At 39.1% G+C, this 21,262-nt stretch carries 19 protein-coding genes; 1 reads left to right on the forward strand and 18 read right to left on the reverse strand.

The window, feature by feature from the left end; genetic code table 11:
- Nucleotides 1-23: 23 nt before the first annotated feature.
- The 5 genes from MHI04_RS13780 to MHI04_RS13800 all read right to left on the reverse strand — a co-directional run bounded on the left by MHI04_RS13780 (nt 24) and on the right by MHI04_RS13800 (nt 6,325).
- On the reverse strand, nt 24-1,361 hold the full coding sequence (locus tag MHI04_RS13780) for a dihydrolipoamide acetyltransferase family protein (RefSeq protein WP_058844037.1): 1,338 nt from the start codon (nt 1,359-1,361) through the stop codon (nt 24-26).
- A 170-nt stretch (nt 1,362-1,531) separates the two neighbouring features.
- On the reverse strand, nt 1,532-2,515 hold the full coding sequence (locus MHI04_RS13785) for an alpha-ketoacid dehydrogenase subunit beta (protein WP_008179931.1): 984 nt from the start codon (nt 2,513-2,515) through the stop codon (nt 1,532-1,534).
- Nucleotides 2,515-3,531: a thiamine pyrophosphate-dependent dehydrogenase E1 component subunit alpha gene (locus MHI04_RS13790; RefSeq protein WP_036122822.1), complete on the reverse strand. Its 1,017-nt coding sequence runs from the start codon at nt 3,529-3,531 to the stop codon at nt 2,515-2,517. The genes MHI04_RS13785 and MHI04_RS13790 overlap by 1 nt, the downstream gene beginning before the upstream one ends.
- Nucleotides 3,532-3,617: 86 nt before the next feature.
- The gene (gene lpdA, locus MHI04_RS13795; protein WP_058844036.1) at nt 3,618-5,045 is read right to left on the reverse strand and encodes a dihydrolipoyl dehydrogenase; all 1,428 of its coding nucleotides are present in this window, start codon (nt 5,043-5,045) and stop codon (nt 3,618-3,620) included.
- A gap of 185 nt (nt 5,046-5,230) precedes the next feature.
- Nucleotides 5,231-6,325 (reverse strand): Glu/Leu/Phe/Val dehydrogenase, encoded by a 1,095-nt coding sequence (locus tag MHI04_RS13800; RefSeq protein ID WP_048392303.1) that lies wholly within the window; start codon nt 6,323-6,325, stop codon nt 5,231-5,233.
- A 386-nt stretch (nt 6,326-6,711) separates the two neighbouring features.
- Here MHI04_RS13800 and MHI04_RS13805 point away from each other — a divergent pair, with 386 nt between their 5' ends.
- Nucleotides 6,712-6,948, forward strand: a complete 237-nt coding sequence (locus MHI04_RS13805) for a DUF2627 domain-containing protein (protein WP_004231186.1) — start codon at nt 6,712-6,714, stop codon at nt 6,946-6,948.
- A 46-nt stretch (nt 6,949-6,994) separates the two neighbouring features.
- Here MHI04_RS13805 and MHI04_RS13810 read toward each other — a convergent pair whose 3' ends face one another.
- The 13 genes from MHI04_RS13810 to MHI04_RS13870 form a co-directional block, all read right to left on the reverse strand.
- Entirely contained in the window at nt 6,995-7,723 is a 729-nt protein-coding gene (locus tag MHI04_RS13810) for a glycerophosphodiester phosphodiesterase (RefSeq protein ID WP_058844035.1), read from the reverse strand.
- Nucleotides 7,716-9,287: a FapA family protein gene (locus MHI04_RS13815; protein ID WP_058844034.1), complete on the reverse strand. Its 1,572-nt coding sequence runs from the start codon at nt 9,285-9,287 to the stop codon at nt 7,716-7,718. The genes MHI04_RS13810 and MHI04_RS13815 overlap by 8 nt, the downstream gene beginning before the upstream one ends.
- A 314-nt stretch (nt 9,288-9,601) precedes the next feature.
- Nucleotides 9,602-9,802 carry a hypothetical protein gene (locus MHI04_RS13820; protein WP_058844033.1) on the reverse strand — a complete coding sequence of 67 codons (201 nt, stop codon included), beginning with the start codon at nt 9,800-9,802 and terminating at the stop codon, nt 9,602-9,604.
- A gap of 430 nt (nt 9,803-10,232) precedes the next feature.
- Nucleotides 10,233-11,024: a sporulation transcription factor Spo0A gene (gene spo0A / locus MHI04_RS13825; RefSeq protein ID WP_036122798.1), complete on the reverse strand. Its 792-nt coding sequence runs from the start codon at nt 11,022-11,024 to the stop codon at nt 10,233-10,235.
- 370 nt (nt 11,025-11,394) lie between these two features.
- Nucleotides 11,395-12,342: a SpoIVB peptidase S55 domain-containing protein gene (locus MHI04_RS13830; protein WP_036122795.1), complete on the reverse strand. Its 948-nt coding sequence runs from the start codon at nt 12,340-12,342 to the stop codon at nt 11,395-11,397.
- Nucleotides 12,343-12,465: 123 nt separating this feature from the next.
- Entirely contained in the window at nt 12,466-14,157 is a 1,692-nt protein-coding gene (recN, locus tag MHI04_RS13835; RefSeq protein ID WP_342534946.1) for a DNA repair protein RecN, read from the reverse strand.
- Between the two features lie 33 nt (nt 14,158-14,190).
- Nucleotides 14,191-14,640, reverse strand: coding sequence for a transcriptional regulator ArgR (gene argR, locus MHI04_RS13840; RefSeq protein ID WP_004231170.1), 450 nt, complete (start codon nt 14,638-14,640; stop codon nt 14,191-14,193).
- A gap of 100 nt (nt 14,641-14,740) precedes the next feature.
- Nucleotides 14,741-15,559 carry a TlyA family RNA methyltransferase gene (locus tag MHI04_RS13845; RefSeq protein WP_141903606.1) on the reverse strand — a complete coding sequence of 273 codons (819 nt, stop codon included), beginning with the start codon at nt 15,557-15,559 and terminating at the stop codon, nt 14,741-14,743.
- Entirely contained in the window at nt 15,559-17,460 is a 1,902-nt protein-coding gene (gene dxs, locus MHI04_RS13850) for a 1-deoxy-D-xylulose-5-phosphate synthase (protein WP_036122781.1), read from the reverse strand. Before dxs ends, MHI04_RS13845 begins: the two co-directional genes overlap by 1 nt.
- Before the next feature lie 163 nt (nt 17,461-17,623).
- The gene (locus MHI04_RS13855) at nt 17,624-18,505 is read right to left on the reverse strand and encodes a polyprenyl synthetase family protein (protein WP_342534947.1); all 882 of its coding nucleotides are present in this window, start codon (nt 18,503-18,505) and stop codon (nt 17,624-17,626) included.
- A gap of 3 nt (nt 18,506-18,508) precedes the next feature.
- Nucleotides 18,509-18,742, reverse strand: coding sequence for an exodeoxyribonuclease VII small subunit (gene xseB / locus MHI04_RS13860; RefSeq protein WP_008179899.1), 234 nt, complete (start codon nt 18,740-18,742; stop codon nt 18,509-18,511).
- Entirely contained in the window at nt 18,739-20,097 is a 1,359-nt protein-coding gene (xseA, locus tag MHI04_RS13865) for an exodeoxyribonuclease VII large subunit (protein ID WP_342534948.1), read from the reverse strand. The genes xseB and xseA overlap by 4 nt, the downstream gene beginning before the upstream one ends.
- A 232-nt stretch (nt 20,098-20,329) precedes the next feature.
- Nucleotides 20,330-21,145: an undecaprenyl-diphosphate phosphatase gene (locus MHI04_RS13870; protein WP_058844030.1), complete on the reverse strand. Its 816-nt coding sequence runs from the start codon at nt 21,143-21,145 to the stop codon at nt 20,330-20,332.
- Nucleotides 21,146-21,262 lie beyond the last annotated feature (117 nt).

The raw sequence follows: 21,262 nt of genomic DNA on the forward strand, positions 1-21,262 counted from the left end.
TACAGCAGGTTTCCGACGAGTCATCAGTAGACTGACGTTGAAGATTTATTTGTATTTTCGAGTATTTCTTTCACTCTATTTAGGAATTTACCACATACAAGTCCATCCAACACACGATGATCTAATGATAAACATAAATTCACAATATCACGTGCAGCAAACATTCCACCTGGTAAAACGACTGGTTTTTTTACAATGCTTTCCACTTGAAGAATCGCTGCTTGTGGGTAATTAATGATCCCCATCGATTGAACAGAGCCAAATGCTCCCGTATTATTAACAGTAAATGTACCACCAGTAATGTCACCCATTGCCAATTTACCTGTACGAACTTTATTGGCAAGTTCATGGATTTCTTTAGCAATTCCTTTAATGGATTTTTCATCTGCGTGTTTTATAACAGGCACAAATAGGGCATCATCTGTTGCTACTGCAATCGAAATATTGATGTCATGCTTTTGGATAATTTTATCTTCCGCCCACATTGAATTCAGCATTGGGAATTCCTTTAATGCTTGAGCAACTGCTTTTACAAAGAAGGCGAAATATGTAAGATTAAAGCCCTCTTTTTGCTTAAATTCATTCTTTAAGCTATCACGATAAGACACTAAATCTGTTACATCCACTTCCATCATCATCCAAGCATGTGGTGCTTCATGGACACTTTTTACCATATTATTTGCAATCGCACGACGCACTTTTGTCACTGGAATTTCAATATCTCCAGGATGAACAGGTACAGGTGCAACTGCTTTTTCCACTTGTTGCTGTGGTGCTGTCGGTGCTGGCTCAACTGTAGGTTGCACCGTTGATGAAGTTGGTGCGACATCATTTGCTGTAGGGATATTGCCAGTTTCAATTAGCTTTATCAGGTCTTTTCTTGTGATACGACCACCTTCACCTGTGCCCGTCACTTGATCGAGTGCAATATCGTGCTCCTGTGCAAGTCGAAGAACGGCTGGTGAGTAGCGTACTTTATCTTTACGCGCCTCTTTTGGTGCAGCTGCTGGAGCTGCCACCTGCTGTGGTGCCTCCTGTTTCTTTTGAACACCAGCATTTAAAATAGCTGTGCTTACTGCTGATTTTTTTTCAGCTGGTGGAGGTGGTAATTCGCCCTCTCCAGCTATTTCAATCGAGCATACGACTGCCCCAACTGGCAAGGTTTGACCTTCTTGCGCAAGAAGCTCCGTAATAACCCCTTCAAATGATGATGGGATTTCAGCATTTACTTTATCTGTAACAACCTCTGCTAATGAATCATATTTTTTAACTGTATCTCCAGGCTTAACAAGCCATTTTTCAATTGTACCTTCTGTTACACTTTCGCCGAGCTGTGGCATTGTAATATTTTGAACTGACATCCTTTATTCCTCCCATCAATTAAGCCTAGGCGTCCTTGTACCTGATGCAGCGCTAAAATCATTAAACGTAGATAGGCAATTAGACAAATTTTGACTTACCTACACGTAAGTCAAAATCTGTTCATCCGTCTGAGGCTTTTCGTTTTTTCATTCAGCCTTATTGTGATCTGTTAGAACGCAGCAAGTTCTCGCATTGCACGTTCAACTTTATCAGGATTAATCATAAAATATTTCTCCATTGTTGGTGCATATGGCATGGCTGGCACATCAGGTCCTGCTAGACGTTGAATTGGAGCATCAAGCTCAAATAAACAATGTTCTGCAATAATCGCGGCAACTTCACTCATGATACTGCCTTCTTTATTATCCTCTGTGACAAGTAATACTTTGCCTGTTTTACTTGCAGCCTCAATAATCGCTTCTTTATCAAGAGGATAAACCGTACGCAAATCAAGGATATGAGCGGAAATACCATCTGCAGCTAGACGTTCAGCCGCTTGGAGGGCAAAGTGAACTGCTAAACCATACGTAATTACTGTTACATCGTCCCCTTCACGTTTCACATCTGCTTTACCAATTGGTAATGTGTAATCATCTAGCGGTACTTCACCTTTTATTAAGCGATACGCGCGTTTATGTTCGAAAAATAATACCGGATCTTCATCACGAATCGCCGCTTTCAGTAAACCTTTTGCATCATATGGTGTTGATGGTATGACAATTTTCAAACCTGGTGTCCCAGCAAAAAGTGCTTCAACGGATTGTGAATGATAAAGTGCACCGTGGATGCCTCCACCAAAAGGAGCACGGATGACCATTGGACAAGTCCAATCGTTATTGGAACGGTAACGAATTTTCGCTGCCTCCGAAACGATTTGATTGACAGCTGGCATAATGAAATCAGCAAATTGCATTTCTGCAATTGGACGCATACCATACATTGCAGCACCAATTCCAACGCCTGCGATGGCACTTTCTGCAAGTGGTGTATCTAGCACGCGATATTCGCCGAATTGATCGTATAGTCCATTTGTGGCTTTAAATACCCCACCTTTACGACCAACGTCCTCTCCTAAAATGAAAACACGCTCATCACGTTCCATCTCTTCTTTCATTGCTAATGTAATCGCATCAATATAAGACATAACTGCCATTACATGTCACCTCCGTCCACTGGTGCATAAACATATTTAAGTGCATGCTCTGGTTGTGCATATGGAGCCGCTTCTGCATAATCTGTTGCTTCATTTACTTCAGCCATCACACGTTGTTCCATTTCAGTGCGAATTGTTTCTGTCATAACGCCAGCATCCATCAGATACTTTTCAAATAATAGAATCGGATCTTTTGCTTTACCTTCTGCAATATCTTCAGCCGTACGATATTGACGATCGTCATCATCTGAAGAATGGGCTGTTAAACGATATGTCACCGTTTCAATTAAGCTTGGACCTTCTCCATTACGTGCACGGTCTGCTGCTTCTTTTACCACTTTATACACTTGTAATGGACATTTACCATCTACCGTCACACCCGGCATACCGTAACCAATACCACGATCAGATACTTTGGCACAGCCTAATTGACGTTCAACTGGCACAGAGATAGCATATTGATTGTTTTCTACCATAATAATAACGGGTAGCTTATGAACACCCGCAAAGTTTGCTCCTTCATGGAAATCTCCTTGGTTAGATGAACCTTCCCCAAGCGTAACGAAAGAAACAAAATCTTCTTTTTGTAGACGTCCAGCAAGCGCAACACCAACTGCGTGCGGAACTTGCGTTGTGACAGGAGATGATCCTGTTAGAATACGATTTTTCTTTTGACCAAAGTGACCTGGCATTTGACGACCACCGGAGTTTGGATCTTCTGCTTTTGCAAATGCAGACAACATCAGTTCTCTTGGTGTCATACCAAAATGTAAAACCACACCCATATCACGATAATATGGTGCAATATAATCCTTATTATTATCAAGTGCAAAGGCTGCTCCAACTTGTGCTGCCTCCTGGCCTTGACAAGAAATAACAAACGGAATTTTACCAGAGCGATTTAATAACCACATACGCTCATCTAATCTTCTGGCCATTAACATTGTTTCGAACATAGCAAGTACATCTTCATTTGACAAACCTAAATCTTCATGTTTGATTTGTACATCTTGCATACGAACACCCCTTTCGTATTATAGAGAAATAACTATCTTATCCTATATCCCCACATTTGGATACGTTAGTTATGAAATTCAGAAAATTAAAAATGGATAGCACGATCATCAACCGCTAAAGCAGATTCCACTAAAACCTCATTTAACGATGGATGTGGATGAATAGCCTGACTAATTTCCCATGGCGTTGCATCTAATACTTTCGCTAATGATGCTTCCCCAATTAAATCGGTCACATGAGGCCCTACCATATGAATACCCAAAATATCATCTGTTTCTTCATCCGCAATAATTTTGACAAAGCCCTCTGCCTCACCATTAACTAATGCTTTCCCAATAGCCTTGAATGGGAATTTACCAATCTTTAATGAAAATCCACGTTCTTTTGCAGCACGCTCTGTCAAGCCAATGCTGGCAACCTCTGGATATGAGTAAACACATTTTGGTACTTTCAAATCATCCAATTTCTCTGTTTTACCTGTTGCAATATGTTCAATAGCTGCCATTCCTTCATGAGAAGCAACATGTGCTAATTGTAAGCCACCAATCACATCACCTATAGCATACATATGGGATTCCTTCGTTTGATAGGAATCATTCACCTTAATAAAGCCATTTTCAACTTCGATTTCTGTATTTTCTAAGCCAATACCTTGCGTATTCGCCTCACGTCCTACACAAAGTAATAGTTTATCTGCTTCAAAAATTTCTTCTTTATCATCCACCGTCGCTGAAATGAAAACGTTATCATTTTCAATTTTGAATGTACTCGCATCTAGTCGAGCATTCGTCACAATGCGAACACCTCGTTTTTCAAGCTGTTTCGTCACTTCTTTGACGATATCTGCATCTTCTGCTGGTAAAATCGATGGACCGTATTCGACGATCGTTACATACACACCAAAATCGCATAGCATAGATGCCCACTCAATTCCAATGACACCGCCACCAACGATTAATAATGATTTTGGTAATTTTTCTAACGCTAAGGCATGATCTGAATTCAGCACATATTGCCCATCAACCGTTAAGCCTGCCATTCCACGAGGCTTTGAACCCGTTGCAATGACAACGTTTGTAGGAACAAGCATTTCATTTTCATCACCATTGGACATCTCTACAGAAATCGTGCCTGGCATAGGAGAGAAAATAGATGGCCCTAAAATTCGCCCTGTACCATGATAAACATCTATTTTGCCTTTTTTCATCAGTGTATTCACACCTTGACTTAATTGCTCAACGATGGCTTGTTTTCTAGCCTGAACTTTGTCAAATTGCAATGTCACACCTTCAATATCGACACCATAGTCACTAGCTGTTTTATTAGCCATGCGGTATACTTCCGCACTTCGAAGTAAGGCTTTACTTGGGATACAACCTTTATGCAAGCAAGTTCCGCCTAAGCGTTCACGTTCTACAATAGCTGTTTTCAAGCCCAACTGCGCAGCTCGAATGGCAGCAACATATCCGCCTGTACCTCCACCTAAGATGACAACATCATAATTTTGAGCCATGTTTATTCCCCCTTTTGAGAAAAATGCTAAAGTAATCTATCTATTAAACAACCAACTTACCAATTTTCCAACGGTTAGTTCTTGCTTTAGAAGAGCTTTAGCTTCACTTCATCGAGATCCTTATTTCTGGTTGAAAATAGAAGAAGTCGACAATGCGACTTCTCATAATGTATCAACCATGTCGATTAGCGACCGTGTAAAATATTTTTTTCATTTTTTAAGAATTGGCTGCGAGATTTCGCTACACGAGCGATACGTTCCTCAGCTAAGCGATTCGCTGCCACATATGTTGGAATGCCATCTCGTTTAGAAATAGCAAAGATTTTTTCAATACTATCATAAATACCATCAACGCGTTTCATTGCACGTTCACGATTATAACCATATAATTCATCTGCAACGTTTATCACGCCACCAGCATTGATCACATAGTCTGGTGCATAGACGATACCTAATTCATGCAAATAGTCACCATGGCGAGAATCTTTTAATTGGTTATTAGCAGATCCAGCAATCACTTTCGCTTTTAGTTGTGGAATTGTTTCATCGTTTAAAATAGCGCCTAATGCACATGGTGAGAAAATATCGACTTCCTGCGCATAAATTTCATCGGGTGCCACTGCAATAGCGTCGAAGTCATTAACAACTCGATCAATGGCCGCCTGATTGATATCTGTTACAACAAGTTTTGCCCCTTCATTATGTAAATACTCGCAAAGCTTGTAGGCTACATTTCCTAGACCCTGTACAGAAACTTTTAATCCTTCTAATGAATCGGAACCAAATGCTTCTTTTGCCGCCGCTTTCATACCACGGTAAACGCCATACGCTGTTACTGGAGATGGGTTACCTGAAGAACCAAATGCAGGAGAAATTCCTGTTACATAGTTTGTTTCTTCATGGATTAAATCCATATCCGATACCGTTGTACCTACGTCTTCGGCTGTAATATAACGGCCATTCAATCCTTGGATAAAACGACCTAATGCACGAAACATTTCTTCATTTTTATCTTTAAATGGGTCACCTATAATGACCGTTTTTCCACCGCCAAGGTTTAAACCAGCTGCAGCATTTTTGTAAGTCATACCCCTTGCTAAACGTAACGCATCTTCAATTGCATTTTCTTCTGATGCATATGTCCACATACGTGCTCCACCTAGTGCTGGTCCAAGTGTCGTATCATGGATAGCGATAACCGCTTTTAACCCTGATGCTTCATCTTGGCAAAATACCAATTGTTCATAATCATACTTTTCCATATACTTGAAGATTTCCATGAAACTCGCCCCTTTGCTTTGGAAAGTGCATCCCCAAATGCCCATCCAATCAAGTTTTATCTAACAATCCTGTCTCCATCGCGTTGCCATCTCAGTAAAACTGAGCCCCTCTTATTCAGTAGGTGTTTAGACCCCAATGTATGAAGAAAAAATTGTTTAGTAATGGATAATATTGCTCCACTTATTTTTACAATACTGACAAATTCACAATTTCGCAACTATTATTACATATTCTTATTTAAGTAAGAATTTTCTAAACATTCTGTTACAGCCGCTACTTTATGTCCTTCCTCGTTTTTATTTAAAAATATTATATTGATTTCTCCCTTCCTTGACATTCCATCATCCACAGGTACAATTAATCATAGGAATAAGGAGGGGTATGCATGGCCCGTTTAGCTGCATTTATTGTAATGCTTATTCCAGGTCTTATGGCTGCAGGTGGCATTAAATTTATGCGTGATACATTATTTGGTAAACTCATTTCACCATTCCCATTTTTATGGCTACAATTTGTAGTAGGTGTTATTTTCTTTGTAATAGGCTTTGGATTTTTCGCAGGATTTTTACTACATCGCGACCGAAAAAATGGAAAAGTAGCACCACGCTTTCAGAAAAAATAAAAATAGCTATCCACATAAGTCTCACTGACTTACTGGATAGCTATTTTTATAGACGCTGCTGTGCTGCGATGACTCTATCAGGATAATCTGTAATCCAACCAATCACAGCATGATGTGGATTTGTTAAGAAAGGCTCTGAGCCATCTATTGCATAAAAACGGCATGCTTTCTCACTTGTGACACAAGCCTCTAAGTATCTTGGTTTATAATATCTTTTATGCATATGGACACAGTCAGCCCCTTGATAATCAGCTAGCAAATCCCATTTTATTTTTTTCGTGGCAATAAGAGCTGTTTCATATTCAGGTCTATGCGCTTTCACAATCTCTAGAAGCTCGTAGTGAAAGGACGAAAAATGACTTCCCGTTGGCAGAACTAAGCCTCGAAGGAAGTTAATCAGACCACTTCTATTGTCCAGGATCGTTGATTTTAATTCAATATTCAATGGTAGCTGCTGTTGATTTGCCCATGCTAAAACCGCATCAAATGCTGGTATTTTATACGATGAAAATAGACGTCTCCAAGGCTTTCCTAGTTTAAAGCGCAGAAGCTCCTCTATCGTACAATCACTCACCAGTTTATTGGTGCCGACGAGTCTTGATAACTGTGGATCATGATAGATTACAGGTAATCCCTCTTTTGAAAATTGAATATCTAATTCAATCCCGTCCGCCCCTAGCTCTAATGCTTTTTCAAAAGCCTGAAAGGTATTCTCCAATGCATAAGCAGATGCACCTCGATGTGCAAAGACAGGGATACATGATGAATTAGACATTTAACTCACCAAATTCGAGCAGGAATTTACCATTCGTCATTTTGCTTAATAACGATGATTTTCTACCAATTTGAATATACGTACCAGGATGTGCCTCTTTTGTTACAATAATTTCTTCTTTTCCGACATGACGCATTTCATCCATTAATATTTTAACTTCACGATCTAATGTTAAGGCTTCAGCCTTTAATTTTGTTAAAGCTTGCTTTGTCTCTTCAAATGAAGCCGTTTGTTCTTTGGACATTTGATTGAGAAATGGCAATAAGCTTTTCATTTTCATCTCATGGGCAGAAATTTCCGCTTGAATTTCTTTTAGCTGTGCTGCTTTTTCTTGCATGACAGAATTATTTTCTTGCTTATTGATGCTTTCAATTATCAAATCAGTTCGGCGCTCTAAGCGATTGCCTGAAATGGCCGTGACAATAGTATTTTTAGCTACCGCACGTCCCCCAATAATTTTACCTTTTCGTTCGTCCACATAAATGGAATGGGCAGAAAGCTGTGAGCCTAGCGCATAAAAACCAATATGAATACTATCACCTGCAAATAAATTCGCTTCATTCACATGCTTTACAAATATATTGCCCCCTGCTTCCACTATTGTTGAACCGAGTCCAAAAATGCCCCCACGAATATAAACGTCACCCTCAATGGATTTAATAAGCTTGGCACCGCTTACACCCTCTGCACCATCGATGGAAATATCACCAGTCGCAATCACTGTATAGCCACTTGTCACCGTTCCTTTAATACTAAGTGAACCATTAAATTCGAGATTGCCTGTTTCCACTCCAACATCGCCGTTTATAGGAAGGTGTCGGTTTACACCAATCATCCCCTTAACATCATCTAAAACACCGGCAATTTTCGAGCGGATTACAACTTTTCCGTCCTCTTCCACTTCATAGGCAGATTTTGTATCGTATTTTATAGGAAAATCTCGCCCCGGTACAGCAGCAACTACTTCACCTAGCACATTTTTCCCTGCTTTACCTAATGTAGCAGGAATCTTTTCACCTAGCCATGAGCCTTCTGAAATTTCTGAAATGAAATTCATATCATAGTAATCTGCTTTACCGTCGTCACGAATGACCGGCTTTCTCTCTGGCTTAGGTAAGTATGTAATTTGTGCATCCATTCCTGCTACAGGTGGTTCTCCTTGAGCAATTAAAAATGCTTTTCCTGGCTCAGCCTTCGAAATATCAAAATCTAATATTCCATGTACAATGCCTTTTTCTTCAAGTGTTTCATGTACTTGTTGTGTCAATTTTTCGTGATTATTTTGAATATATTCGAGCGTTTCATATATAAAAATAGAGGCTGACATTTTATCACGTGCTATTTCAGCTTCCACATTCGGAAGCCAGCGACCAATTTCAACCAGGCTTGTATTTTGGGTTGACAACACGGTTTTTAAAATTGAAAAATTAGATAATTTAAGTCGTGGATGACTACGTAGAATGCTATCAAATTCTTTTAATGGGAAACCGGCATTAAAAGTAAGCATAAATACCTTGCCATTTTCTTCAGAAATTTCGAAGTTTTCATTTCGAACTAGAATCAAGCTACCTCCTCCTTCCCTCTACATGTAAGTATATACAATCACCTTCCATTTGTTTAGAGACCATTGTCACTACCTAGAAAGAAAATAGTACTACTAAACCATTAATATATCCGACAATATTTTATTTTTAAAAAAATAAATTAGTTATTTAACACTATTTTTCTGCTTGTTTTTGTGTTTTTTTATTATAATTGATGATATTTTCTAAGTTATTCCATTAGATTAGATTGAACAATCGTATTCCTAGAACAGGTAGTAAGGGGTTGCATCGCACTTAATCATAGTTCTTTTTAGTTCTTTTATACTACATTTTTTTAATTTTTCAATAGGTCATCAATACATATTTGGCTATTTTCAATATAGTAAGTGGAACCAATTTGTTTCAATTGCTCACGATTCATATAATTCATACTTATTTTACCATCTAATGCGACACGCACCTCAAATAAATTTTCCTCTATTTGTGTGATTTCTAGCGAATTCATTCCATCCAGTTGGAAATTTACAGTTTTCATTTTGAACACCTACTTTATAATTACTTCTCAATCAATGAATGCAATAAAAAAATACCCCAAACAGACGGGGTAGAAAAAATAAACTATTACCAAGCAGTATAACCAAAGTCATAAGTAAAATCTACTGTTGCCTTATTTGCCTATATTTTTATTTGATGTTTATGAAAAGGCGTAGCATTATCTTTTGCTTTTTTGCTGAAATTAAGGCTTAAGGTAACAAAGTTTAAGTACATGAGGGTACATTTTATAGAAAATAAACCAAGGCTTTTTTGCGGAACAATCCAACATATAACGGTCCATTTCGATTATAAGAAACATAAAAATACGCCTTTCTAAACAGTGGTTAAACTGTCTAAAAAAGGCGTTATAAAAATATGCAGTATAATTGCTATAATCAGTTTTTCTGTCAATGTCCGCTAAGACTAGGCGTTTAGCTAGCCATCATATCAATGCGGATTTTGTCTGCGATCATGGCAATGAATTCACTATTTGTTGGTTTGGATTTTAAGTGATGCACAGTGTAGCCAAACATCGACGAAATGGATTCATAATTGCCACGATTCCACGCAACCTCAATGGCATGTCGGATGGCACGTTCCACGCGAGATGGTGTCGTATTGAATTTTTTCGCGATTTCCGGATATAAAATTTTTGTCACAGATCCTAGTAGCTCAATATCCTCAAAGACCATTTGAATGGCTTCACGTAAATAAGAATACCCTTTAATATGTGCAGGTACACCGATTTCTTTAATGATGGCCGTAATCGTGCTGTCTAATTGATGCTGATTTAATTTTTGAGGTACTGTCGGTTGTAACACGCTTGTCTTTTTCGGAAGTGTCGCCTTCTGTCCAGCACAATGTAGAATTTTTTGTACCAATTGATCGAATTCAAATGGTTTTAGCATGAAATAGGAAGCCCCTAAATCGACCGCTTGTTTCATGACATCTTCCTGGCCAAAAGCTGTTAGCATAATGACTTGGATGGATGCCATTTTCTCATTTTGATACATGGACTCTAATACAGCTAAACCGTCAAGATGAGGCATTATTATATCTAGAAGTAAAATATCTGGTGTGAATTCCTCAAGCATTTGTAGACAAACTTTCCCATTTGAAGCAGTTGCAATAATTTCTATTTCGGCATGTCCTTGAAAATACTGCTCCATTGTTTTTAATAACTCACGATTATCATCTGCAATCGCTACTTTTACCTTTGTCATTTCAATTCCTCCTTCTGGACTTGCTTTGAACACCTCAAAGCGTTAACCTAACCCCTAAATGCCGTTTTTGGCACACTGTGGAATTTTCGACATTTTTGTTTTAAAAACCTTTTCTATTTCCAAAAATGAGTATGTAGTCCGATACTTTCTTTTTATATCGACAAGTTACGCTAAATAGCTGCAACCTGTCGAATGCTCTTATTACTTATTTTAGATAAAAAATGTAGATAAAACTACAGTTTTTTTAAATATCATGACTCCTTCAGGAAGTTATCAGAAATACTTGTTGAAAAGGTAAAAATCCGCGTAGCTTCCTGCGGCTCTTGCTATGCTCACGGAAAAAAGCGGATTTTTACCATTCATCATTTTTTTAGGAAGATCTTCTTAACATTTCTGCTACAGTTAGTGCTGCTCCTTTTTTCGGCTCCTCCACAAACATATGTGTCACAGCACCGACAAAACGTCCGTCTTGAATGATAGGACTGCCACTCATTCCCTGCAAAATACCACCGGTTTTTTCGATGAGCTTTTTGTCAGATACTAAAAATTCAAGGCGTTCATTTTCAACTTTTGTAATTTCTATTGTAAAGGATTCCACCTTACTGCCTTCAATGGCTGTATAGATTTCAGCTTTCCCAGCTTTTATATCTTTTTCATGCATAATTTCTATGGCTTTGGGCAATCTTTGTTGATAACCCTCTTCCCAACGGCCAAAAATACCATAAATAGTATTTTTATCTATACTGCCTAGTCGTTCTTGGTGCTTTTCAATGGAGGAAATTTTATAGCCTGGTTGACCCGGTGTGCTTTTACGAATTTGTTGGATGGAAGCTAAAAATATGGAGCCTGCTTTAAAAACAGGGGCTTCTTGTAGGGTTGAATCGACAATTTGATGACCTAGTGCACCGTAATTTTTTGTCTCTGGATCAATATAAGTCAGTGTTCCTACTCCATCTGTTTCATCTTTTAAAAAGGAAATGACATGCTCTGCTTCTTGGTCTTGTAACTCCAGTGTAATTTGTTGGCCACCACTATTGATCGTCCATTTCTGTTGGCCATCCTTTGCCACAGCTTGTTTGGCATCAGCAAGAGATTTTACTGGGACATCATTTATTTTTTCAATCACAGCACCTCCCTTCATCCACTGATTGGAAGCTAACAGTACATCATGTGCTACAAATACATGTGATAATTGAAGTTGAATTCCAATCGCTTCGCCCATTGGTATAAGCTTTTTGGCGGCAAAAGCTTGTATAGGCAACACTAACAAAAAGATGAGCATAGGCAAAATGACTAATTGACGCCAATGACGATTCATACGACACCTCCTTTTCATTTTTGTCTTTTTACTATGTGTTGTTGTGCCATTCTTATAAGCGGTAAATATTTGTGCAAAATGAAAAAAGCCAGAAACAGCAGACTCTGTTCCTGACATAAAAATTTAACGCATCTGTTTTTTTCGTTCATCCGCCATTTTTAAAAGTTCCGTTGCATGCTGTAATGTTAAGGCGGTAATTTCTGTTCCGGACATCATGCGACTTACTTCTTCAATTCGAGCATCTTGATCAATCTCTGATAAAGATGTAAATGTTCGATCATGCTCCACTTCTTTTTTTATAAAGTAATGATGATCAGCCATAGCAGCAACTTGCGGTAAATGTGAAATACATAAAACTTGAGAATTAACGGAAATCGCGGCTATTTTTTCTGCAATGGCTTGCGCCACACGGCCACTGACACCCGTATCAACCTCATCAAAAATAATGGATGTAATGCCATTAGAAGAGGAAAAAATGGTTTTTAATGCAAGCATCATGCGCGATAATTCTCCGCCTGATGCAATTTTTGGTAAAGACTTCGGCGGTTCTCCAACGTTTGTAGAGATATAGAAAATGATCTGATCTTTCCCGTTAGCATCAAAATATGGTAATTCATCGAAATTGACAATAAATTTTGCTTTTTCCATATGTAATTCACGTAACTCTGCCATAATTGCTTCACTTAATTGCTGGGCGGCAGCTTTACGTACAGTTGAAAGTTCACTCGCCAGCTCACTGAGCACAGCTTCCATTTCTAACACACGTCGTTCTTTCACTTGCAATATTTCATCACGATTCAACAGCTCATTTAACTCTGTTTTAATTTTTTCGTAATACGCTAAAATTTCTTCCACTGTTGAACCATATTTGCGCTTTAAATTTTGCAATAACGCTAAACGTTGCTCAACCTCATTTAAACGAGCTGGATCAAATTCTAATTCATCTAATACATTTTTGACCTGATAGGCTGCATCCTGCAAGGCATAAAACGCAGTTGTCACCGCTTCAGAAGCTTCTTTAAATTGTTCGTCAACTGTTGCAGCATCTTCTAGCGCGCCCATAGCAGCACCAATCCAATCGAGTCCTTTCGATTCGCCTTGAATGGCCTCATAAGCTGCACTAGAGCGTTCAAAAATTTTATTGAAGTTCATAAGACGGCGACGTTCATCTAGGAGCTCGTCTTCCTCACCTAGCTTTAAATTAGCTTCCTCTAGCTCTTTTATTTGGAATTGATACAAATCAATCCGTTGTGCCATCAATTGTTCATCGATGGATATGGAGGCTAAGTCTTTTTTGAGTAAACGGTATTCATCATAGTGAGTACTATACGTTTTTTGAATGGGTGACAGCTCTTCCTCTGCAAACTGGTCAAGCAAATTAATATGCTGTTTTTCATCCATCAACTCTTGATTTTCATGTTGACCATGAATATCAATGAGACTTGCCCCAATATCTCTTAAAACGGATAAGGGCACAAGCTTTCCATTTACACGGCAAATACTTTTACCAGAATCATTTAAATCACGGCGTAAAATAACGGTATCTTCTTCTATTTCAATGCCTGCTTCTTCTAATTTTTTCAGAACGGGATGAATGGAACTCGAAATTTGAAATAAGCCACCCAATTCTGCCTTTCTTGCGCCATGACGAATAAATTCAGTATTGCCTCGTCCCCCCGCAAGTAAATGCACAGCATCAATGATAATGGATTTTCCAGCACCCGTTTCCCCTGTGAGTACAGTTAAGCCTTCTGAAAAACTCACTGTCAAATCCTCAATGATAGCAAAGTTTCGAATACTAAGCTCTCTTAACACAAATTGTCACCTCTGAATCAAATTCCCCATTTTTTAAAGCATGTCTAATAAGCGATTTTTTGTATTTTCACGCTCATTTTCATTTCGACAAATAATTAAAATGGTATCATCTCCAGAAATTGTACCTAAAATTTCTGGCCAATCTAAATGATCAAGTAAGGATGCAATCGCATTCGCATTCCCTGGGAGAGCTTTCATCACTAAAAAGTGAGATGCGCCATCAATACTTACAAATGCATCTGCTAATGCACGATGTAATTTTTGGACTGGGTTGAAACGCTGATCTGCGGGCAGACTATATTTATAGCGACCATCCTGTAATGGTACTTTTACTAAATGTAGCTCTTTTATATCGCGTGATACCGTAGCTTGTGTCACATTATAGCCTGCTTCTTTTAAAAAATCGACTAAATCATCTTGTGTTTCAATTTCATGATTGGCGATAATATCCCGAATCCGTATATGTCGTTGTCCTTTATTCAACGAAATCACCTCTTATAAATAATAGTATATGTGTATAATCACCCTACCATTTTCAACAAAAAAGCACAAGAAAAAACACGGCTCAATAAGCGAGCACGTGTTATTTTAAAGAATTATGCGCTTCTTCAACGAGTGCATTAAAAGCTGTATATGCAGGGATGACTTCTTCTCCAATAGGATTCACTAAATGGAATAAAAATTCAATATTTCCTTCTCCACCTGTGATTGGAGAGAAAGAGGCATCCTTCACGACAAAGCCAAGCGTTGTCGCCATAGCGGCCGTCTTTTCTAATACTTCTAAATGTACTTTTTTATCACGAACAATCCCTTTTTTACCAACCTTATCTTTCCCCGCTTCAAACTGAGGTTTCACCAATGCCATAACATCACCACCTGGCAGCAATAATGTTTTTAAGACTGGTAAAATTAGTGACAACGAGATAAAGCTAACATCAATAGTGGCAAAAGCAGGTAAGCCTTCTGATAAATCAGCTGCCGTGGTATAGCGAAAATTTGTTTTTTCCATGACCGTGACACGTTCATCCGAGCGAATTTTCCAAGCTAATTGGTTCGAGCCAACATCCAGTGCATAACAATGTCTTGCGCCATGTTGTAAGGCACAATCTGTAAAGCCGCCTGTAGAGGAGCCAATGTCAAGCATTAGCTTCCCTTCTACAGACATATCAAAAATTTGCAGGGCCTTTTCTAGCTTCAGACCACCACGACTTACATATTTTAAATCAGAGCCCTTTACTTGTAGCGGTGCATCGACGGCAATTTTCTCGCCTGCCTTATCAATACGTATTTCATTCGAAAAAACAAGTCCTGCCATAATGGAACGTTTTGCTTTCTCTCGTGTTTCACATAATCCACGCTCTACAAGTAAAATATCTACTCGTTCTTTTGGTTGTTTTGTCATTATTTATTCAAACCTACTTGCTGTTTTTGTTGAAGTAATACATGCATACGTGCAACCGTATCCTCTGCAGTCATATGAATTTCTGCAAGAAGCTGATCGACGTTACCATGCTCGATATATTGATCTGGAATTCCCATACGATCAATGAGCGCATTTAAATAACCATGGTCGTGAGCAAATTCTAATACACCACTACCGAACCCACCTTGTAGAACTGCTTCTTCAATCGTTAAAATCGGTTTATGATCGGCTAATATACGGTGCAGCATATTTTCATCCATCGGTTTGATAAAGCGAGCATTGACTACTTCAATGTCGATCCCTTGCTGTGCTAACATGTCAGCCGCTGCCATTGCCATTGGAATCGTTGTTCCAAATGTCAAAATCGATGCATCTTTCCCCTCACGCAATACTTCCCAACTACCAATCGGTAATGCGACAAGCTCATCATCTAGTGGCACACCTATACCGTTTCCTCGTGGATAACGAAGAGCAATAGGACCACCATCATAATCAATCGCTGTTTTCACCATATGCTGCCCTTCATTTTCATCCTTTGGCATCATAATCGTCATGTTTGGAATATGACGAAGGAACGCAATATCAAATACACCTTGATGTGTTTCTCCATCTGCTCCCACTAAGCCAGCACGATCAATACCGATAAAGACATTTAAATTTGGGCGAGCAATATCATGCAATACTTGGTCATAGGCACGTTGCAGGAATGTAGAATAAATTGCTAGAAATGGCTTCATCTTCTGTGTGGCTAGACCTGCTGCCATTGTTGCTGCATGTTGTTCAGCAATTCCTACATCAAAGAAACGATTTGGGAAGTCTTTTTGTATGCCTTGTAGCTTGGAGCCAACAGGCATAGCGGGTGTAATGGTCACCACACGCTTATCCTCATGAGCAATTTTACGTACCGTCTCAGCAACTAAACTACTCCAAGCTGGCCCCTTGGCCTCAGACTTGACAAAGGCACCGTTTTCAATTTTATAAGGACCTGTCCCATGCCAATTGCCAATAGTATCGTCCTCAGCAGGTTTATAGCCTTTCCCTTTTTTCGTAATCACATGAAGAAGGACTGGGCCTTTCACTTTTTTCGCATAAGATAAAGTCGTTTCAAGAGCCTCGAAATCATGTCCATCAATCGGACCAAGATATTTAAAACCTAGCTCCTCAAAAAACACTCCAGATACCACTAAATATTTTAAGCTGTCCTTCAAACGTTCAGCTGTAGAAGCAAGCTTACCACCTAATACAGGAATTTTATTAATGAGTGATTCTAGCTCTTCTTTCGCTTTGGAGTACTCCTTGGCTGTACGCAAACGACCTAAAACACTGTGTAAAGCACCAACATTTGGTGCAATCGACATTTCATTATCATTTAGTATGACAATCATATTCGTTTTCGCATGCCCAATATGATTTAAAGCCTCCAGTGCCATACCACCAGTTAAAGCGCCATCACCAATGATCGGGATAACATAGCTTTGTTCTTTTTTAATATCACGTGCTGCTGCCATACCCATGGCTGCTGATAAGGAAGTCGAGCTATGACCTGTTTCCCATTCATCATGTTCACTCTCCACGCGCTTTGGAAATCCACAAAGCCCTTTGAACTGACGCAGGGTGTCAAATTGACTCGCACGACCTGTTAAAATTTTATGCACGTAAGCTTGGTGGCCAACATCCCACAAAAACTTATCTTTTGGACTGTCAAACATTTTATGCAGCATTATCGTTAGTTCAACTACGCCTAAATTCGGCCCGATATGCCCGCCTGTGACAGAACATTTTTCGATTAAGAAGGTACGAATTTCTTGAGCAAGTTGCTCAAGCTCCTTCCTATTTAAGTTTTTTAAAAAGGATGGACTAGTTATTTTATTTAAATCCACCTTTCTCACACACCTTTTCAATAAAATATTCACCGCAATTGTGTTTCCACCATTATAACAGTGTTATCAATATGCTAAAAGTACGAACACTCCATTGTTTGCATATTGCAAACGTTCCCACCTATTCTAGCATATTCTTTTCCTTCAACGCCTTAATTTTCTCTTAGTTTTTACGATGAACAATATACGCAGCAAAGTCACGTAACAAGCTGACATCTATTGGTAATTGATCAAGTGCATTAATGGCATGTTGATAATGCTCAGCAAGCTTTTCTTTTGCTCCCTCTAACGTTAATAGTGCTGGGTAGGTGCTTTTATCACTAGCTACATCTTTCCCAGCTGTTTTTCCTAGTTCTTCTGTCGTTCCTTCAATATCTAAAATATCGTCTTGAATTTGGAAAGCAAGACCGATATGATGCGCATATTCCTTCAAAGTAGCACGGTCCTGCGCTGATACATCTGCTAATACAGCTCCCGCTTCAATACTAAAGCGCAATAAAGCACCTGTTTTATTGACATGTACCTGTTCCAGTTCAGCTAAATTCAGTTGACGTTGCTCCCCTTCCATATCAAGTACTTGACCACCAACCATGCCTTCTGCGCCTGCTGCTACGGTAAGCAATTGGACAAGTTCAATGCGTTTTTCAGCAGACACTTCCATACGCGCTAAAATGCCAAATGCCAATGTATTTAAAGCATCTCCAGCTAATGTAGCCAGTGCTTCTCCATACACCTTATGATTTGTTGGCTTGCCTCTTCTAAAATCATCATTATCCATGCTCGGTAAATCATCATGGATTAATGAATATGTGTGAATGATTTCAATTACAGAACCGACAATCAAACCGTCCTGTAAATTTTTACGGTAAAGCTCAAGCACAGCTAAGACAAAAAGTGGACGAATACGTTTACCGCCTGCCTTTAATGAATAAAGCATGGATTCCTTTAAATCTGCTGGTGCATCAATTTTTTCAACAAGTGCATACATGGTTTCTTCAATTTGTGGTATATTGCTTTCGATAAAGTACTTTAATGGCTCATTCATTTCCTAATTCTCTCCCTTTAGTGGATCAAATGCTGTTGTTTCACCAGTTTCTTGGACAATCGATACAAGCTGCTCTTCTGCATGTTGCAGCTTACTATGGCAAAACTTTGATAGCTCCATTCCTTGCTTGTATAAATCAATCGCATTTTCCAATGGCACATCGCCTTGCTCTAGCTGGCGAACGATTTCTTCTAATGCCGTCATGGCTTCTGCAAATGTTTGTTGTTTTTCTGTCACAACGATTCCCCCTCATTCTTTGGCAAGATATTCGTCACTTCAACCACTACCTTTCCATCATGGAAAGTGAGCGTAAGCTGATCCTGCTTTTGCACCTCAGTGGATGATTTAATCATTTGCTGATCTTTATATGCTACTGTAAAGCCTCTAGTTAGAATGGATAGTGGATTTAAAGCTTCTAATGTTCTAACAGTTGCCTCGAATTGTTGTTGCTGCTTCGCCACATAATACGTCGTAGCACGAGATAATTGTTGGATGCGTGCTTCAAGCTCCCGTTGATGGAAGGCTAGTGCTTTTTTTGGTGAATGTTGCTCCACCGTACTATGTAATTGTTGAAGCTGGGCGCCTTTCTTCATCAAATCCACTTGCATCGCTGTCTGCAATCCGGACTCAAGCTGTGCTAATCTTTCCGTAAAAGGTCGATAAAGTCTTTCGGGCATGGACAATGGATAAGACTGTTGGAGTTTATTTAGACGTTGACGTTCAGCCATAAGTTGCGACCTAACCATCTGATGAAGTTGTGATTTTTGCGAAAGCACACGTTGAAATAATTCCGCCTGATCTGGTACAGCCATTTCGGCGGCTGCTGTTGGTGTAGGTGCACGTAAATCAGCAACATAATCAGCAATTGTCGTATCTGTTTCGTGACCAACTGCGCTAATAATAGGGATTCGACTGTCGAAAATAGCCCGTGCGACTATTTCTTCGTTAAATGCCCAAAGATCCTCGATTGAGCCTCCCCCTCGTCCGACTATCAACACGTCACAGCTTGCCTCCTGATTAGCACGTTGAAGATTTTGCACAATATTCGGGGCTGCTTGTGCTCCTTGAACGAGTGTTGGATAAATTAAAATCTCAGCCAGTGGGTATCGTCTCTTTAACGTCGTACAAATATCTCGAATGGCAGCACCGGTTGTCGATGTTAACACACCAATTTTTTCAGGAAACTTTGGAATCGGCTGCTTCCACTCCGGTTTAAAAAGCCCTTCTTTTTGCAATTGCTCTTTTAATTGATTAAAGGCTACAAATAAGCTTCCAATGCCATCAGGTTGCATTTCCTGCACATAGAGCTGATAGGTTCCATAGCCTTCGTAAACGTTTACATCACCGCGAATAAATACTTGCATACCTTCCTTTGGCTCAAATGCTAACTTCGCGGCCGCTGTTTTAAACATGGTAGCCGCAATTCGGGCACCATCGTCCTTTAATGTAAAGTAAATATGACCTGATTGATGAATTTTAACATTCGATAATTCACCCTTTACATATACTTCGCGTAAATGTGGATCGGCATCAAATTTTCGTTTAATATATTTTGTTAACGCTTTTACAGTTAAATAAGAAGCAGAGGACATGTTTTCGGCTCCTTTACTAAAATCAAGTTTTTCACAAAACTACACCTATCATAACATTTTTTACGGTCGTTGACGTGACTAAAATGCAGTTTCGCTAGAAAAAACGACGATGTTTCCTCTATCGAAAAATAACTATAACACATTCCTACACGTTCTCACTATTAGAAACCGTATATTGTAATACATTACAAAACAAAGTCCCATAACATGAGTCGTTATGAGACTTTATATTTTAATAGAATAGTAATAAAAGGGTCCCTACAATAAAGCAATAGTACGTAAAATAGCTAAGTTTACCACTTTTCATAATGCCCATAAACCAACGCATCGCAAAATAAGTCATAATGAGTGTTGCTAGGAAAGTAGCTGCATAGGGCAACGCTAATGTACCTTTATTCGGTTCGTCTAAAAAATCTGTAATCCCTAGGACAACCCCACCCAAACTTACAGGAATATAAAGCATAAAGGAGAAACGTAAGGCAGTATCCTGCTTCATCCCTACGGCTATTGCTGAAATAATTGTTGCTCCTGAACGGCTAATACCTGGCGTTAAAGCAACCGCTTGCCCCAATCCTACAATAATGGCATCTTTTGCACGTAAATCTGCATCTTTTTTCTTGCCACGCATATTACGTATTAACCATAATGCGGCCCCTGTGACAAATAACATGAGCGCAATCGTTGTCATACTGACGTTATCAGCTATGACATCACTTAATAACACCCCTAAAACGCCAGCAGGGATCGAACCAATCACGATATACAAAGCAAAGCGAAAATCTGCATGATACCGTTTTTCACGTGTCTTCAGATAAAGAAAAAAATGGGTAATAAGCCGAACAATATCCTCACGATAAATATACATAATAGCAAGTAGCGAAGCTGTATTTGTTAAAATGGCAAACGTAAATCCTTGCTCCCCAAGTCCAAGTATTTCACTGGCGATCATCACATGTCCACTCGACGATACAGGGATGGGTTCTGTGAAACCTTGGACAAGACCAATGATGATATGTTTGACAATTAACACAATATCGATATTTTCCATAAAAACCTCCTTCTAAGTATGTATGTCCCAAACGTTACATTAGACGTCAAAAACAGCATAAAAGTTCTGAATTTACGTCACATAAAAAAGGCATCTCAAAACAATGTTGAGATGCCT

Origin of the sequence: Lysinibacillus sp. FSL K6-1151, assembly GCF_038630755.1 — a bacterium.
Lineage (GTDB): Bacteria > Bacillota > Bacilli > Bacillales_A > Planococcaceae > Lysinibacillus > Lysinibacillus fusiformis_D.

Bases quoted from the DNA above. Each gene is read 5' to 3' on its own strand.
- MHI04_RS13780 (WP_058844037.1), bottom strand. From the start codon at position 1,361: ATGTCAGTTCAAAATATTACAATGCCACAGCTCGGCGAAAGTGTAACA.
- MHI04_RS13785 (WP_008179931.1), bottom strand. From the start codon at position 2,515: ATGGCAGTTATGTCTTATATTGATGCGATTACATTAGCAATGAAAGAA.
- MHI04_RS13790 (WP_036122822.1), bottom strand. From the start codon at position 3,531: ATGCAAGATGTACAAATCAAACATGAAGATTTAGGTTTGTCAAATGAA.
- lpdA (WP_058844036.1), bottom strand. From the start codon at position 5,045: ATGGCTCAAAATTATGATGTTGTCATCTTAGGTGGAGGTACAGGCGGA.
- MHI04_RS13800 (WP_048392303.1), bottom strand. From the start codon at position 6,325: ATGGAAATCTTCAAGTATATGGAAAAGTATGATTATGAACAATTGGTA.
- MHI04_RS13805 (WP_004231186.1), top strand. From the start codon at position 6,712: ATGGCCCGTTTAGCTGCATTTATTGTAATGCTTATTCCAGGTCTTATG.
- MHI04_RS13810 (WP_058844035.1), bottom strand. From the start codon at position 7,723: ATGTCTAATTCATCATGTATCCCTGTCTTTGCACATCGAGGTGCATCT.
- MHI04_RS13820 (WP_058844033.1), bottom strand. From the start codon at position 9,802: ATGAAAACTGTAAATTTCCAACTGGATGGAATGAATTCGCTAGAAATC.
- spo0A (WP_036122798.1), bottom strand. From the start codon at position 11,024: ATGACAAAGGTAAAAGTAGCGATTGCAGATGATAATCGTGAGTTATTA.
- MHI04_RS13830 (WP_036122795.1), bottom strand. From the start codon at position 12,342: ATGAATCGTCATTGGCGTCAATTAGTCATTTTGCCTATGCTCATCTTT.
- MHI04_RS13845 (WP_141903606.1), bottom strand. From the start codon at position 15,559: ATGACAAAACAACCAAAAGAACGAGTAGATATTTTACTTGTAGAGCGT.
- MHI04_RS13855 (WP_342534947.1), bottom strand. From the start codon at position 18,505: ATGAATGAGCCATTAAAGTACTTTATCGAAAGCAATATACCACAAATT.
- xseA (WP_342534948.1), bottom strand. From the start codon at position 20,097: ATGTCCTCTGCTTCTTATTTAACTGTAAAAGCGTTAACAAAATATATT.
- MHI04_RS13870 (WP_058844030.1), bottom strand. From the start codon at position 21,145: ATGGAAAATATCGATATTGTGTTAATTGTCAAACATATCATCATTGGT.